Origin of the sequence: Streptomyces sp. NPDC102406 (assembly GCF_044765725.1) — a bacterium.
Classification (GTDB): domain Bacteria; phylum Actinomycetota; class Actinomycetes; order Streptomycetales; family Streptomycetaceae; genus Streptomyces.
Map to the genome: position 1 here is coordinate 1 of NZ_JBIWKP010000014.1, position 14,630 is coordinate 14,630.

Sequence of the window (14,630 nt, forward strand, 5' to 3'; positions counted from 1 at the left end):
CACGACCTGGCGCAGGTGCTCGGGTGTGGTGCCGCAGCAGCCGCCGACCAGCGACAACCCGTACTCGCGCACGAACGTCTCCTGCGCGTCCGCCAGACCCACAGGACCCAGCGGGAAGGTGGCGCCCTGCGAACTCAGCACCGGAAGGCCCGCGTTGGGCATGCACATCAGCGGTACGGAGGAGTGCCGCGCCAGATGGCGCAGATGCTCGGTCATCTCGGCCGGCCCCGTCGAACAGTTCAGGCCGATCATGTCGATGCCCAGCGGCTCCAGGGCGGTCAGCGCCGCGCCGATCTCCGAGCCGAGCAGCATCGTCCCCGTCGTCTCGAAGGCGAGCGAGCAGATCAGGGGGGTGTCGGCGCCGAGCGCCCGCATCGCACGCCGCGCACCGACCAGCGCCGCCTTCGTCTGCAACAGATCCTGCGTCGTCTCCACGAGCAGCGCGTCCGCGCCACCGGCCAGCAGCCCTTCCGCGTTGCGCTGGAATCCGTCGCGCAGCACGTCGTACGCGACATGCCCCAGCGTGGGCAGCTTGGTGCCGGGACCCATCGAGCCGAGGACCCAGCGCTGCCGCCCGGTGGAGGCGGTGAACGCGTCGGCGACCTCGCGGGCGATCCGGGCGCCGGACTCGGAGAGTTCGAAGACGCGGTCGGCGATGTCGTACTCGCCGAGCGCCGCGTGGTTCGCACCGAACGTATTGGTCTCCACGCAGTCGACGCCGACCTCGAAATACGCCTCGTGCACGGAGCGCACGATGTCGGGGCGGGTCACGTTCAGGACTTCGTTGCACCCTTCGAGCTGCTGGAAGTCCTCAAGGGTCGGCTCCCGCTCCTGGAGCATGGTGCCCATCGCGCCGTCCGCCACGACCACGCGCGTCGCGAGGGCTTCCCGGAGCGCCGCGACACGGGCGCGGCCCCCGTCCGGGGCGCTCACGACCGTCCGCCCAGGACCGCGGCGAGCGGCCCGACGGCACCGTGGCCGTAGGCGCGTTCGACGATGCGGGTCAGCTCCGCCGTGTCCACCTCGTACGTCTGCGAGCCGACGGCGGCGAGGACCACGGAGGCCAGCGCGCAGCCCAGGTGAGCCGCGGACCGGGCGTCGATGTCGTGCCCGACGGCGGCGAGGAACCCGGCGCGGAAGGCGTCGCCGACACCGGTCGGATCGGCCGTCTCGGCGACGGGGACGGCGGGGACGGTGAGGGGCGCGCGTCCGGCGCTCTCGACGCGGACGCCACCGGCGCCCAGGGTGGTGATCCACGTACCGACGACGGCGAGCACCTGGTCGCGGGACCAGCCGGTGCGCTCGCGCAGCAGCGCCGCCTCGTACTCGTTGGTGAACAGCCAGGTGGCGCCGGTGACCAGCTCGCGCACCTGGCCGCCGTCCAGGCGGGCCAGTTGCTGCGAGGGGTCGGCGGCGAAGGGGACGTCGAGCTCCCGGCACGCGGCCGTGTGGCGCAGCATCGCCGACGGGTCGTCGGGGGAGACGAGGACGAGGCCGGGGCGTTCGTCGACGGCGACGAGGTGCCGCAGGTCGATGTCGCCGGCTTCCTCCATCGCGCCGGTGTGGAACGCGGCGATCTGGTTGGCGTCCTCGTCGGTGATGCACATGAAGCGGGCCGTCTGCCGCTCGTGCGAGACACGTACCCCGCCCGTGTCGACGCCGTGCTCCTTCAGCCACACCTCGTACTCGGCGAAGTCGGCGCCGACCGCCCCGACGAGCAGTGGGGTCAGGCCGAGGCCGCCGAGGCCGAACGCGATGTTGGCCGCGACGCCGCCCCTGCGCACCTCGAGCCGGTCGACCAGGAAGGAGAGCGAGAGGTGCGCCAGTTGGTCGGGCAGCAGATGGTCCGCGAACCGTCCGGGAAAGACCATCAGATGGTCGGTGGCTATGGAACCGGTCACCGCGATGCGCACAGATCACTCCTTGGTCGCTTCGGTCGCTGATCGCCGGTGGTGCACGAGCCGGGCCCACCGGGGCGGGCCACGGGCTCAGATGCCCGCGGCCGCCTTGAGCTGCTGGGCGCGATCGGTGCGCTCCCAGGTGAAGTCGGGCAGTTCGCGGCCGAAGTGGCCGTAGGCGGCGGTCTGCGCGTAGATCGGGCGGAGCAGGTCGAGGTCGCGGATGATCGCGGCCGGGCGCAGGTCGAAGACCTCGGAGATCGCCGCCTCGATGGTGGCCTGCGCGACCTTGCCGGTGCCGAAGGTCTCCACGAACAGGCCGACCGGCTCGGCCTTGCCGATCGCGTACGCGACCTGCACCTCGCAGCGGGACGCGAGTCCGGCCGCGACGACGTTCTTCGCCACCCAGCGCATCGCGTACGCGGCACTGCGGTCCACCTTGGACGGGTCCTTGCCGGAGAAGGCGCCGCCGCCGTGGCGGGCCATGCCGCCGTACGTGTCAATGATGATCTTGCGGCCGGTCAGGCCCGCGTCGCCCATCGGCCCGCCGATCTCGAACCGACCCGTCGGGTTGACCAGGAGACGGTAGTCGTCCGTCTCCAGCTTGATCCCGTCCTCGGCGAGCTGGTGGAGCACCTGCTCGACCACGTGCTCGCGCAGATCGGGGACGAGCAGGGAGTCCAGGTCGATGCCGGGGGCGTGCTGCGAGGAGACCACGACCGTGTCGAGGCGGACCGGGCGGCTGCCCTGGTACTCGATGGTGACCTGTGTCTTTCCGTCGGGTCGCAGGTAGGGGACCGTACCGTCCTTGCGCACCGCGGTCAGGCGGCGCGAGAGCCGGTGCGCCAACTCGATCGGCAGCGGCATCAGATTGGGCGTCTCGTCCGTCGCGTAGCCGAACATCAGGCCCTGGTCGCCCGCGCCCTGCTGGTCGAGCTCGTCACCCTCCGCGCCGCGGGAGGCACCCTCGACGCGCTTCTCGTAGGCCGTGTCGACGCCCTGCGCGATGTCGGGCGACTGCGCGCCGATGGAGACCGAGACACCGCAGGACGCGCCGTCGAAGCCCTTGGCGGAGGAGTCGTAGCCGATGTCGAGGACGGCCTCGCGCACGAGCTGCGCGATCGGCGCGTACGCCGTGGTCGTCACCTCACCGGCCACATGGACCAGACCGGTGGTGATCAGCGTCTCGACCGCGACGCGGGAGGTGGGGTCCTCCCGCAGCAGCGCGTCGAGCACGGTGTCGCTGATCCGGTCGGCGATCTTGTCGGGATGCCCCTCGGTCACGGACTCCGAGGTGAACAGGCGACGGGACATGGCTCTCCAGACGGTAGTGGCCCACAGCGCGAAGGGCGTCAGACACGAAGCGCGGCACAGGCGGGCGAGATCGCCCGGGTGCCCGCCACGATGACCGATCCCGAACGAGGAGCACTCGAAGAGCGGCAGAACCCCGCCAGAGCCGCGCACCGCACGGCGCACGCATGCCCGCGGCCCGGCACGACCCGCAGGGGGTCGCACCGGGCCGCGAGGGGGTCGCGTCAGTGCACGAGGTCGCGCTCGTACCCGTCCGGCTGACCCTGCCTGCCGGGGCCGGCCGCCACCGGGGCGACCGACAGCCGCCGCCGCAGCTTCTCGCCCTCGACATCCACGTTCGGCAGCAGCCGGCCGAGCCACCCGGGCAGCCACCAGGCGGCGTCACCGAGCAGCGCGTGCACGGCGGGCACGAGGGTCATCCGGACCACGAACGCGTCGAACAGGACGGCGGACGCGAGACCGAAGCCCATCATCTTCACCAGGTCGTTGGCCTCGAAGACGAAGCCGGAGAAGACGCTGATCATGATGATCGCGGCGGCCGTGACGACCCGCCCGCTGTGCCGGAAACCGGTCACGACGGCGTCCGTGGCCCCGGCGCCGTGCACGTACGCCTCCCGCATCCGGGTCACGAGGAACACCTCGTAGTCCATGGCGAGTCCGAAGACCACACCGATCATGAACATCGGCATCGTCGTCATGATGGGGCCCGGCTGGTCGACGCCGAGCACATCGGCGGCCCAGCCCCACTGGAACACCGCGACCACGGCGCCGAGCGCCGCGCTCACCGACAGCAGGAAGCCGAGCGCCGCCTTCAGCGGCACGAGCACCGAACGGAACACCAGGAGCAGCAGCAGGAACGCCAGGCCGACCACCAGCGCCAGATACGGCAGCAGCGCGTCGGACAGCGCCTGCGAGAAGTCGATGAACAGCGCGGTCTGCCCGGTCACCAGGATCTCGGACGCGCCCGAGGCCGCCGCCAGCGACGAGGCCCTGGCGCGGACGTCCTTGACCAGATCCTTCGTCCGGTCGTCCGTCGGTCCTGTCTTCGGTACGACACTGAGGATCGCCGTGTCGCCCGCCTCGTTGGCGGCGGCCGGGGAGACGGAGTCGACCCCCGCCACCTTCTTCAGGGCGGCACCGACCTTGTCACCGGCGGCTGCCGCGCCCTTGCCCTCCACGGTCACCGTCAGCGGACCGTTGAAACCGGGCCCGAACGACTGCGACAGCAGGTCGTACGCCTTGCGCTGCGTGGTGTCCGTCGCCATCGTGCCCTCGCCCGGCAGACCGAGCTCCAGCTTCGTGGCGGGCAGGGCCAGCGCCCCGAGCCCGAGGACCGCGACGACGAGCACACCCACCGGGCGGCGCACCACGAACGAGGCCCACCGCGTCGACAGGTTCGGCCTGGTCCGCGCGGCCAGCTTCGCCGCCTTCTTCTCGGACCTGGCCAGCTTGCGGGCCGACAGCGGCTTCTTCGTCCGTACGAGACGACGGTCGGCGACCCGCAGCACCCGCCTGGGCGCGAAGCCCAGCAGAGCCGGTACGAGGGTGACCGCCACCAGCACGGCGACGGCGACCGTGCCCGCCGCGGCGAGACCCATCTTGGTGAGGACCGGGATGTTCACGACCGCGAGACCGGCCAGCGCGATGATCACGGTGAGCCCGGCGAAGACGACCGCCGAACCGGCGGTGCCGGTCGCCCGGCCCGCCGCGTCGTCGGGGGCGTGGCCCTCGGCGATCTCGGAGCGGTAGCGGAAGATGACGAACAGGGCGTAGTCGATACCGACCGCGAGGCCGATCATCATGGCCAGCGTCGACGTCGTGGCCGAGAGACCGAGGGTGCTGCCCAGCGCGGTGATGGCGGACGTGCCGATGGCCACCCCGATCAGGGCGGTCAGCAGCGGCATCCCGGCGGCGAGCAGCGCGCCGAACGTCAGCACGAGGACGACGGCGGAGACGAGCACACCGATCTGCTCGCCGGTGCCGTTCATCTCCTGCTCGACCATGATGGCGTCGCCGCCCGCCTCGACGGTCAGACCGCCGTCGCGGGCCCGGTCGGTGGCCTTGGTGAGCGCGTCGTGCGCCTCGTCGGTGACGTCGGGCGCCGCGACCTCATAGGTCACCACCGCGTACGCGGTACGGCCGTCGTCGCTGATCGAGCGGGCCTTGAACGGGTCCGCCACGGCGGCCACCTGGGGCGCGTCGCCGAGTTCGCCGACGAGACGTTCGACCGCGGCCCGCTCGTCGGAGATCGTCCTGCCGTCGGGCGCGCGCAGCACCACACGGGCGCTCGCGCCCTCGGCGCTCGCGTCGGGGAACTTCTTCTCCAGCAGGTCGAACGCCTTCTGGGACTCGGTGCCCGGCATCGAGAACTGTTCGGTCGGAGGTGTGGGCGCGGACGACGCCGCGGCACCGACACCGACGACGATCAGCACCCACAGGAGTGCGAAGAGGCCGCGGCGCCTGAAGGCGAAGCGGCCGAGTCTGTACAGGAAGGTAGCCACGGCAACCGCACTTCCGTCGAGTGGGGGGTGAGGACGTACGCAGGGAGCCGACCGCCGGGGCGTGCCCGCCCGGGTGGTCGGTACTGCATGCAGACACGGTGACCGCAAAGGCCGTCGGCCGACCGGATCCACCCGGAACTCTGGAGCGGTCCTCCAGCGAATCTCGACGGCATGCCCTGTTTCCGGCCAGTCGCGCACCCGCCGTTCAGCGCTCGTGCTGCATACCGGGACGAGCATCACTGAAGGATCCATGGACCGGCCGCCCCCGGCCTTCCCGGCCGCGCCACGATGGGCGCGCGTCCTGTTCCGGCACCACCGCTGCCGACACCACCGACCCGCCTGCCCCACCGACGCCGCCTACCCCACCGCACGCCATCGGTCGCCCCAGGGAAGGGACCCGCCCCCCATGCCCCGCACCCGCCCGCGTGTCATGGCCGTCCACGCCATCGCGCTCGCCCTCACCACCGCGCTCACCCTCACGGGCTGCGAGGCGGCCCACCGCACCCTGGACTGCGTCCGCACCGCCAACGCCATCGCGAACAGCTTCGACGACCTCCAACGGGCCGCCCGCGACGCCGCGTTGGACCCCTCCGACGCCGACCGCTACTTCTCCCCCATCCGGGACGACCTGAAGGACATCGCCCGACAGAGCGACGACGTCGACGTGGACAAGGCCGTCAAGGACCTGGGCCGGGCCGTGACCAATGTCAGCGACGCCCTCGGCGACGGCGACAAGAGCCCGGACCTGGGTCCCGCCGAGGCCGCGGCGGGCGAACTGACCAAGGCCTGCGCGCGGTGACGGCGCACGCGCCGGTCGACGAAGGCCCCCCACCGGGTTGACGTTCCGTCAGGCTCCGTCACGCGGTGAGGACGGCCGCCCCCGCCACCTGCTCGGCGACCGTCGCGGCGATCCGCTCGACGTGCTCGGTCAGATAGAAGTGCCCCCCGCCGAACACCTCCAGGGCGAAGTCACCACGACTGCGCTCCCGCCAGGCGCAGGCCTCCACGGCGGTCACCATCGGATCCCTGTCCCCGATCAGCGCGGTGATCGGGATGTCGAGCGGGGCGCTCTTGCGCCACCGGTACGTGGCGAGGGCCTGATAGTCCGCGCGCAGCGCAGGCAGCACCATCTCCAGGACCTCGGGATCGTCGAGCATCGACGGGTCCATGCCGCCGAGCCTGCGGACATCGGCCAGTACGGCGGCGTCGTCGTAGCCGCGTCCGTACGGTTCGGGGCCCGGCCCCGGCGCACGCCGACCGGACAGGAACAGCCGCCGCGGCTCGGGCAGCCCGCGCTCCACGAGCAGCCGCGCCGTCTCGAAGGCGACGAGCGCCCCCATGCTGTGGCCGAACAGGGCATAGGGCCGCTCGGGCTCCGCGGCCAGTTCCGGCGCCAGACGTCCGGCGACGGCGTCCACGAGCCCGGCCAGCGATGTGAACGGCTCCTCCGAATAGCGGTCCTGACGCCCCGGGTACTGCACGGCGACCACGTCGAGAGGGGCGGGCAGCGCCTTCGCCAACGGCAGGTACGCCGTCGCGGAGCCGCCCGCGTGCGGGAAGCACACGAGCCGGGGCCCGTGCCCGTCGGACGTCGTGAAGCGCCGGAACCATGTGCTGTCCATAGCGGGTGGACCCTTTCCGTCGGGGTGCGGGAAACGAGAAGCCCGCCGGTGCCCCGCGGGGGGTGGGCGGGGCGCCGGCGGGCGGGTGCGGAGTCACGCGGGCGGTGTGGCCGTGGGCGAACTCCCTGGGCCGAGCATCCCGTCACCTGATGGACGTCCGCTCGTGGACGGCTGGAGAGCCGCGACGCGCGGCGGCGCGCACCGGAGGGGGTCCGGTGCGCGCCGCTCGGGTCGTGCTCTTCGCGTTACTTGGGGTCGGCGTTGAACTGGGCCTTGGACCACAGGTAGCCGAGGACGGTCAGGCCCACGCACCAGACCAGCGCGATCCACCAGTTGTTGCCGATCTCGGAGCCGAGGAGCAGGCCGCGCAGCGTCTCGATGGCGGGGGTGAAGGGCTGGTACTCGGCGATCGGCTGGAACCAGCCGGGCATCGAGTGCAGCGGGACGAAGGCGCTGGAGATGAGGGGGAGCAGGATCAGCGGCATGGCGTTGTTGCTGGCGGCCTCGGCGTTGGGGCTGCCGAGACCCATGCCGACCGCGATCCAGGTGAAGGCGAGGGTGAAGAGGGTGACCAGGCCGAAGGCCGCGAGCCATTCGAGGACCGAGGCGTCGACCGAGCGGAAGCCCATGGCGACGCCGATGGCGCCGACGAGGATCAGGCTCAGGAGCGTCTGCACGACGCTGCCGACGACGTGGCCGAAGAGGATGGAGCTGCGGTGGATGGCCATGGTGCGGAAGCGGGCGATGATGCCCTCGCTCATGTCCGTGGAGACGGACACGGCGGTACCGATGGTGGTGGAGCCGATCGTCATGAGCAGGATGCCGGGGACGATGAAGGCGATGTAGGCGTCGCGGCCCGCGCCGCCGCTCATGGTGTCGCCGAAGATGTAGACGAAGAGCAGGAGCAGCATCACCGGGGTGAGCAGCAGGTTCAGGGTGAGCGAGGGGTAGCGGCGGGCGTGCAGGAGGTTGCGGCGCAGCATCGTGGACGAGTCGCGGACCGCGAGGGACAGGGAGCTCATCGGACGGACTCCTTGGGCTGGGTGGGGACGCCGCTCGTGCTGGTGAGCGCGAAGAACACGTCGTCCAGGTCGGGGGTGTGCACGGTCAGTTCGTCGGCCTCGATCCCGGCCGCGTCGAGCCGGTCGAGGATCGAGCGCAGGTCGCGCTGGCTGCCGTCGCTGGGGAGCTGGAGGGCCAGTGCCTCGTCGTCGCGGGCGGCCTCGGTCAGGGCGAGGGCGGCGGACTGGTAGCCGACGGGGTCGGTGAAGCGGAGGCGGACGTGGCCGCCGGGGACCAGCCGCTTCAGCTCCTCTGCGGTGCCCTCGGCCGCGATCTTGCCGTCGTTCAGGACCGCGATGCGGTCGGCGAGTTCGTCGGCCTCCTCCAGGTACTGGGTGGTGAGGAAGACGGTGACGCCGTCGGTGACGAGCTCACGGATGATGTTCCACATGTTGTGGCGGCTGCGCGGGTCGAGGCCGGTGGTCGGCTCGTCGAGGAAGATGACGCGCGGGCTGCCGACCAGGGTCATGGCGATGTCCAGGCGGCGCTTCATACCGCCGGAGTAGGTGGACGCGGGCTTCTTGGACGCCTCCACCAGGTCGAAGCGGTGCAGGAGTTCGGCGGTGACGCGTCGCCCCTCGGCCTTGGACAGGTGGTGCAGGTCCGCCATGAGGAGCATGTTCTCCTCGCCGGTGATCAGCCCGTCGACGGCGGAGAACTGGCCGGTGACACCGATCACGGCGCGGGCGGCCTGGGCCTGCGTGGCGAGGTCGTGTCCGCCGATCGTGATCTGCCCGGAGCCCGCGTCGGGCGCGATCAGGGTGGAGAGGATCTTCACGGCGGTGGTCTTGCCCGCCCCGTTCGGGCCGAGGAGGGAGAAGATCGTGCCTTCGGGGACGGTGATGTCGAAACCGTCGAGGACGGTCTTGTCTCCGTAGGACTTGCGCAACCCGTGCGCCGCGATGGCCAGGTTCGTCATGGGGGGAGCTCCGTTTCGGGTCAGAGGCCGCGGGCGGTGATGTCGCCGTGCGAGGTGGTCGCGTGGATGGTGAGACCGGCGGCGGCACCGTCGCTGTTGCGCAGCGTGTTGGTGATCCGGCCGTAGGCGGTACGGGCGTCGAGCGAGGCGGAGACGCCGGGAGCGGCGCCGACCGAGATCCGGCCCGACTCGGTGTGCAGCGTGAGGAGGCCCTTCGTGGCTTCGGCGACCGTCAGATCGCCCTTCTGCGCGCGGAGTTCGCCGGGCCCGGTGAGACGGGCCACCGAGAGGTCGCCGTCGGCGACGGTGAGCCGGGTGTCGGCGGTCTCGTCCAGCGCGACGGTGGCCCGCGCCCCTTCGAACGTGACGTCGCCGAGCCGTCCCTCGCTGCGCAGTTCGGCGCTGGCCGCCTTCGCCTCGACGCTGGAGCCGGCGGGCAGGTGGACGGTCACCTCGACGGAGCCGGAGGTGCCGAGCACCCCGTGCTCGGCCTCGGGCGCCTCGATCCGCAGCACGCCGTCGCGGAAGGAGACCTCGATCCGCTCGGCGGCCTTCACGTCGCGGCTCTTACCGGCGTCGGCGGGCAGCACCTCGACGCGGGTCTCGGCCCGGTCGGTCGCGAGGAGCCGGATACGCCCCGCCGGGATGTCCAGGACGGCCGGGACCGGGGCCGGGGTGTCGAACTTCTGCATCGTGCTCTCCTTCATCCGCGTCGCGGTCCCTGCGGCCCGCCGTTTCTGATGATGGAAACGCTACGTTGCATTCACGACTTCGGCAACACAGCTAGTGCGCTCAACTCCACGTTTCCCCAGCTCAAAGCCGAGAAATCATTGCAATGAAGTCGGTTTGAATGCAACGAGCCGAGTGACACCTGTTGCAATGATTGACGGTGAACGCCATGCGGGGGCGCCGGGGGCCGCGCGCGGGCCGTCGCGCCGGGACCGGACGACGAGCCGACTGTCCCGCCCGCCGGTGCAGCCCCGCTCGAACCTCACTCGAGCCGCGACGCCCGCCCGCGCGGCACCGCCGCGCCCGGGTGCGCTCGACCGGCCTTCCAGTGCTGCCGCCTATGCTCGGCGGCCCGGTGAGGGGCGCGGCTGCGCGGGGCCGAAAAGTGACGCCCGACAGCTTTCGATGGCGAGAAACGCTACGTTGCGTTCATTGGCGTGGCAATATATTTACAGCGCAACTACGTTATGACGTAGGGAAAGCTCGGGCGGGGTTGCAACAGTCTCCTGATGGATGCAACGGCGCGCTGGGGATTGTTGCAATGAGCTGGAGGTGAATGTCACGCGTGGCGCTCCCTCCGCTGGTCGGTGACCTGCGATGGACGGCAGGGTGCTCATCCCATTGCGCACAAAAAACCTACCGAGCGGTTTGAATTGACTTGCTATTCGACCGGTTTATACAGTCATGCGCATTCCGGGCGGATCTTGGCTGATGCCGGCCCGTTCACGGACACACGAGGTGAAGCGCCCATGAAGGCGAAGCAGGACCGGTCGGTGCGGACGCTGGAGCGGCTGATCACATCGGCGGCGGAGCAGTTCGCGGACCGCGGCTTCATCCGGGCCACCCTCAGCGACGTGAGCGTGGCGGCCGGTGTCACCAAGGGCGCGCTCTTCTTCCACTTCGCCACCAAGGACGAGCTCGCGGACGCCGTCCAGGCGCGCGGCGAGGACGTCTGCGAGGCCGTCATCAGGGGCATCGCCAGGAAGGAGGAGGTGAGCCTGCAGGTCCTCGTCGACGCCACGCACGAGCTGAACCGACTGCTGCGGGAGGACCCCTTCGTGCGGGCGGGCGTGCGCATCGCCCGGGAACGCACGAGCGAGGCCGCCGCCCCGTCCGACTTCTATCCCCTGTGGCTCGGACGGCTGTGGGACCTGCTGGACGAGGCCCGGCGCAAGGACGAACTGGACGGCCAGGTCGCCGACCGGTCGGCCCGCACCCTCGTCACCGCCGCGGTCTGCGGGGTCGAGGTCCTCGCCTCGATGGGGGTGCCCGCGGACGAGGGCGATCAGTGGCTGGCCGGCCTGTGGGAGCTGTTCCTCCCCCTGCTCCTGCCGCCCGGTGAGCCGAACCGCCTACGGGCATGACCTTCACGGACCTCCCGTAGATTGCCCATGAGTGCTACAAACTTCACACGCTGGGGGCCGAACGCTCCTGCGGGGGAGTCTCAGGGGGAGACATGGGCGCTTTGGCGGGCAAAACGGCGTTGGTCACCGGAGCGAGCCGGGGGATAGGGCGCGGTATCGCGTGCCGGCTCGCCCGGGAAGGGGCCCTGGTCGGCGTGCACTTCAGGGGGGACGACGCCGCGGCCGACGAGACGCTGGGCGCGATCCGCGACAGCGGCGGCAGGGCCTTCTCGATCCGGGCGGACCTCGGCGCCCCCGGCGCGGTGGAGATGATGTACGCCCAGTTCGACGCGGAGGTCGCCCAGTTGGGCGCGGCCCCGGGCCTGGACATCCTGGTCAACAACGCGGGCATCAGCGGTTCGGCGCGGATCGAGGAGGTGACGTCCGAGCTGTTCGACCGCATCTTCGCGGTGAACACCAAGTCCCTGGTGTTCGTGTCGCAGCAGGCGGTCAAGCGCATCCACGACGGCGGCCGGATCATCAACGTCTCGTCGGCCGCGACGCGCCTGGCCTACCCGGAGTCCCTCGTCTACTCGATGAGCAAGGGCGCCGTGGACACCTTCACCCTGGCCCTGGCCAAGGAGATGGGGGACCGGAACATCACCGTGAACGCGGTGCGCCCGGGGTTCATCGAGACCGACATGAACGTCGGCAAGCGGCTGGACGCGAAGGCCGCGGACGAGATGGCGGCCTGGTCCGTCTTCAACCGGCTCGGGCAGCCCACGGACGTCGCCGACATCGTCCTGTTCCTGGCGTCCGACGCGTCGCGGTGGATCACCGGACAGTGCATCGACGCGTCCGGCGGCTCCCGGCTGTGACGACCGGCGGCGCCTCCCCGGCCTGAGCGGCCGTCAACTCCGGTTGCTGAACGCGGCGTTCGGGGAGCGTCCGCTTCGGCCGCCCTCAAGGGCCCTCACCTCGGCACTCCCGCGACGCGTGGGATTCCGGCCAGGCCCCGATGCCGCCGCCACCCCGAACTTCCCAACCCGTCCGCGTACCCAACTTGCCTTCGTCTAACGAAAAAAAACCAGTCGACTGGTATTCTCTCCATACTTTCGCGGCGCGCACTGGGGGCCTCGCGCCCCTCATTTGTTCTGCTCCGGACGCGTTGTATCCAGCTCACGTCTTAGTCAGGGGGACAAGGTGATGAGTCCGCTTATACAAACCGACCGTCCGACTAGTCGGGTAGGTCTAGACCGCGATCTCGATCTCTTCGAACAGACCGTCCCGCGCAGCCTCGTGCACCGGGCCGCGGTCTCCGAAGTGCTCGTGACCGGTTGGCGGAGCACCGAGGGCACCTCGTACCGGCTCGGTGCGCAGTGGTCCCGCGGCCACAGCTACTACGGGTCCGTCGCCAACCGGTGGCACGATCCGATGCTGCTGGCCGAATCAATTCGTCAGTCCTGTCTGCTGCTCGCCCACGAGGCACTGGACGTTCCCATGACGCACCAGTTCCTCACCACGCGGACCTCCTTCCAGGCCGACGAGGCCGGGGTCAGGCTGTCGCGCCCCGGACGCCCGGCCCACGTCGTGCTCGACATGAGCCTGGCCGAGGTCAAACGCCGTGCGGGGGCGGTCAGTTCGTACGCCTACGACGTCGTCGCCCTCCGCGACGGCGAGCGCATCGGCTCGGGCTACCTGCAGGGCCAGTGCGTCTCCCCGGCCGTCTACAAGCGGCTGCGCGGCGACCGCTACAAGGCGCGGGCGTCGGGCCCCGCCGTCCAGCCCGTGGACCCCCGGCTCGTCGGCAGGGACTGCGAGTTCGACGTCGTGCTCGGCACCTCCGTGGCCGACGGCGTGATGCCGCTGCGCATCGACCCCGAGCACCCGGTGCTGTTCGACCACCCCGTCGATCACGTGTCCGGCATGGTGCTGATGGAAGCCGCACGCCAGATGGCCGTGCTCGCCCTGCGGGCCCCTTCGGCCCTGCTGGTCGCCTGCGAGGCGAACTTCAAGCGCTACGTCGAGTTCCACGTCCCGTGCCTGGTGACCGTGGGCCCCTCGGAGCGCGACGCGGAGGGCCGCAGCCTCCTCACCGTCCGCTTCCACCAGGGCGGCGCCGAGGTCGGCACCTGCCGGGTCGCGATGGACACCAGTGCGGAGGACTGAGCCGGACGCGTCCGCGGTGGCCGCCCCGGCCGCCGCGGGCACGGTCCTCGTCGCGGGAGGCACCGGCTTCATCGGACGCGCCGTCGTGCGCGAACTCCAAGCCCGCACCGGCACCGGTGTGCGGGTGCTGTCCTCCCGCGGCGGGACCCGCGTCCCCGCGGGCCTCTCCGTCCGGCACGTACGCGCCGACCTGACCCGCCGGGACAGCCTGCGCGGAGCCTGCGACGGCGTCACGGCCCTGGTGCACACCGCCTCCTACGTCGGACGGGACGCGGAGCGCTGCGCGGCCGTCAACCACGCCGGCACCCTGGCCCTCCTCGACGAGGCGCGCCGGGCGGGCGTGGACCGCGTCGTCCACGTCAGCACCGCCTCCGTGTACGGCGGCGGACCCCACCGCGGGGCGCGCGAGGAGGACCTGCCCCTGCGGCCGGAGTCCGCGGCGAGCGCCTCCAGGATGCGGGCCGAACAAGCGGTGCTCGACGCGGGCGGGACGGTCCTGCGACCGCACCTCGTCCACGGGGAGGGCGACCGGTGGGTCGTGCCGCTCATCGACCGGCTGCTGCGCAGCGTCCCGGCGTGGCCCCGCGACTGCGACCCGCTCATCTCGATGATCGCGGTCCGTGACCTGGCCCGCTGCGTGGTCTCCCTGGCCCTCGACCCCTGGGCGGCGCGAGGACCGGAGATCTTCCACGCGGCGGACCCGCTGCCGGTGACGATGAGCCGGCTGCGCGCGGCACTGCACCACACCCTCGGCACGCCCCTGCCGTCCGGCACGGTCTCCCGCGACGAGCACCGGGCGCGGATCCGCGGCGCCCTGCCCGCGCTCTCCGACCACCAGTACGCCCTGATCACCCAGGACCACTGGTACGACACGGACAAGCTGTGGTCCCGGACCGGACAGCACCCGGGACCCGGCCTGGAACCGCGGCTCGCCGAGAGTCGCGAGTGGTACCTGCGGCACGGGAGTTGACGGCCCCCGGGCGAGCTCCGCTCGCGCACAGCCGCCACTCCACCCGCGGTGCCTAACCTCCCGAACGTTCGACGACCCTGTACCGCACGACGCCAGCACCGACAGG

13 protein-coding genes are annotated in these 14,630 nt (G+C 71.3%); 5 read left to right on the forward strand and 8 right to left on the reverse strand.

Features of this window, described 5'->3' with window-relative positions; genetic code table 11:
* The 4 genes from ACIRF8_RS33770 to ACIRF8_RS33785 form a co-directional block, all read right to left on the reverse strand.
* A partial coding sequence (locus ACIRF8_RS33770; protein WP_404221304.1) for a homocysteine S-methyltransferase family protein occupies positions 1–933 on the reverse strand: 933 nt, incomplete at its 3' end.
* Positions 930–1,913 (reverse strand): carbohydrate kinase family protein, encoded by a 984-nt coding sequence (locus tag ACIRF8_RS33775; protein WP_404221306.1) that lies wholly within the window; start codon positions 1,911–1,913, stop codon positions 930–932. The genes ACIRF8_RS33770 and ACIRF8_RS33775, both read right to left, overlap by 4 nt.
* A 75-nt stretch (positions 1,914–1,988) precedes the next feature.
* Positions 1,989–3,212, reverse strand: a complete 1,224-nt coding sequence (gene metK / locus ACIRF8_RS33780) for a methionine adenosyltransferase (RefSeq protein ID WP_404221308.1) — start codon at positions 3,210–3,212, stop codon at positions 1,989–1,991.
* A 221-nt stretch (positions 3,213–3,433) separates the two neighbouring features.
* A complete protein-coding gene (locus tag ACIRF8_RS33785) occupies positions 3,434–5,710 on the reverse strand; it encodes an MMPL family transporter (protein WP_404221310.1) in 2,277 nt (758 codons plus the stop codon).
* Positions 5,711–6,116: 406 nt separating this feature from the next.
* On the opposite strand from ACIRF8_RS33785, the gene ACIRF8_RS33790 reads away from it, so the two are divergent.
* The gene (locus ACIRF8_RS33790) at positions 6,117–6,509 is read left to right on the forward strand and encodes a hypothetical protein (protein WP_404221312.1); all 393 of its coding nucleotides are present in this window, start codon (positions 6,117–6,119) and stop codon (positions 6,507–6,509) included.
* A 58-nt stretch (positions 6,510–6,567) separates the two neighbouring features.
* Here the strand turns inward: ACIRF8_RS33790 and ACIRF8_RS33795 are convergent, their stop codons facing one another.
* The 4 genes from ACIRF8_RS33795 to ACIRF8_RS33810 all read right to left on the reverse strand — a co-directional run bounded on the left by ACIRF8_RS33795 (position 6,568) and on the right by ACIRF8_RS33810 (position 10,005).
* Positions 6,568–7,332, reverse strand: a complete 765-nt coding sequence (locus ACIRF8_RS33795; RefSeq protein ID WP_404221314.1) for a thioesterase II family protein — start codon at positions 7,330–7,332, stop codon at positions 6,568–6,570.
* Between the two features lie 245 nt (positions 7,333–7,577).
* A complete protein-coding gene (locus tag ACIRF8_RS33800) occupies positions 7,578–8,354 on the reverse strand; it encodes an ABC transporter permease (protein WP_404221316.1) in 777 nt (258 codons plus the stop codon).
* Positions 8,351–9,313, reverse strand: a complete 963-nt coding sequence (locus ACIRF8_RS33805; RefSeq protein ID WP_404221318.1) for an ATP-binding cassette domain-containing protein — start codon at positions 9,311–9,313, stop codon at positions 8,351–8,353. The genes ACIRF8_RS33800 and ACIRF8_RS33805 overlap by 4 nt, the downstream gene beginning before the upstream one ends.
* A 20-nt stretch (positions 9,314–9,333) precedes the next feature.
* On the reverse strand, positions 9,334–10,005 hold the full coding sequence (locus tag ACIRF8_RS33810; RefSeq protein ID WP_404221320.1) for a DUF4097 family beta strand repeat-containing protein: 672 nt from the start codon (positions 10,003–10,005) through the stop codon (positions 9,334–9,336).
* Positions 10,006–10,791: 786 nt separating this feature from the next.
* On the opposite strand from ACIRF8_RS33810, the gene ACIRF8_RS33815 reads away from it, so the two are divergent.
* The 4 genes from ACIRF8_RS33815 to ACIRF8_RS33830 all read left to right on the forward strand — a co-directional run bounded on the left by ACIRF8_RS33815 (position 10,792) and on the right by ACIRF8_RS33830 (position 14,524).
* Positions 10,792–11,406 (forward strand): ScbR family autoregulator-binding transcription factor, encoded by a 615-nt coding sequence (locus ACIRF8_RS33815; protein ID WP_404221322.1) that lies wholly within the window; start codon positions 10,792–10,794, stop codon positions 11,404–11,406.
* Positions 11,407–11,498: 92 nt separating this feature from the next.
* Entirely contained in the window at positions 11,499–12,263 is a 765-nt protein-coding gene (locus ACIRF8_RS33820) for an SDR family oxidoreductase (RefSeq protein WP_404221324.1), read from the forward strand.
* A gap of 328 nt (positions 12,264–12,591) precedes the next feature.
* Positions 12,592–13,554 (forward strand): ScbA/BarX family gamma-butyrolactone biosynthesis protein, encoded by a 963-nt coding sequence (locus tag ACIRF8_RS33825; RefSeq protein ID WP_404221326.1) that lies wholly within the window; start codon positions 12,592–12,594, stop codon positions 13,552–13,554.
* Positions 13,541–14,524, forward strand: coding sequence for an NAD-dependent epimerase/dehydratase family protein (locus ACIRF8_RS33830; RefSeq protein WP_404221328.1), 984 nt, complete (start codon positions 13,541–13,543; stop codon positions 14,522–14,524). The genes ACIRF8_RS33825 and ACIRF8_RS33830 overlap by 14 nt, the downstream gene beginning before the upstream one ends.
* The last annotated feature ends 106 nt before the right edge of the window (positions 14,525–14,630 follow it).

Excerpts from the sequence above, each read along its gene's own strand:
- ACIRF8_RS33825 (WP_404221326.1), top strand. The coding sequence starts at position 12,592 with ATGAGTCCGCTTATACAAACCGACCGTCCGACTAGTCGGGTAGGTCTA.
- ACIRF8_RS33795 (WP_404221314.1), bottom strand. The coding sequence starts at position 7,332 with ATGGACAGCACATGGTTCCGGCGCTTCACGACGTCCGACGGGCACGGG.
- ACIRF8_RS33800 (WP_404221316.1), bottom strand. The coding sequence starts at position 8,354 with ATGAGCTCCCTGTCCCTCGCGGTCCGCGACTCGTCCACGATGCTGCGC.
- ACIRF8_RS33810 (WP_404221320.1), bottom strand. The coding sequence starts at position 10,005 with ATGCAGAAGTTCGACACCCCGGCCCCGGTCCCGGCCGTCCTGGACATC.
- ACIRF8_RS33805 (WP_404221318.1), bottom strand. The coding sequence starts at position 9,313 with ATGACGAACCTGGCCATCGCGGCGCACGGGTTGCGCAAGTCCTACGGA.
- ACIRF8_RS33790 (WP_404221312.1), top strand. The coding sequence starts at position 6,117 with ATGCCCCGCACCCGCCCGCGTGTCATGGCCGTCCACGCCATCGCGCTC.
- metK (WP_404221308.1), bottom strand. The coding sequence starts at position 3,212 with ATGTCCCGTCGCCTGTTCACCTCGGAGTCCGTGACCGAGGGGCATCCC.
- ACIRF8_RS33815 (WP_404221322.1), top strand. The coding sequence starts at position 10,792 with ATGAAGGCGAAGCAGGACCGGTCGGTGCGGACGCTGGAGCGGCTGATC.
- ACIRF8_RS33820 (WP_404221324.1), top strand. The coding sequence starts at position 11,499 with ATGGGCGCTTTGGCGGGCAAAACGGCGTTGGTCACCGGAGCGAGCCGG.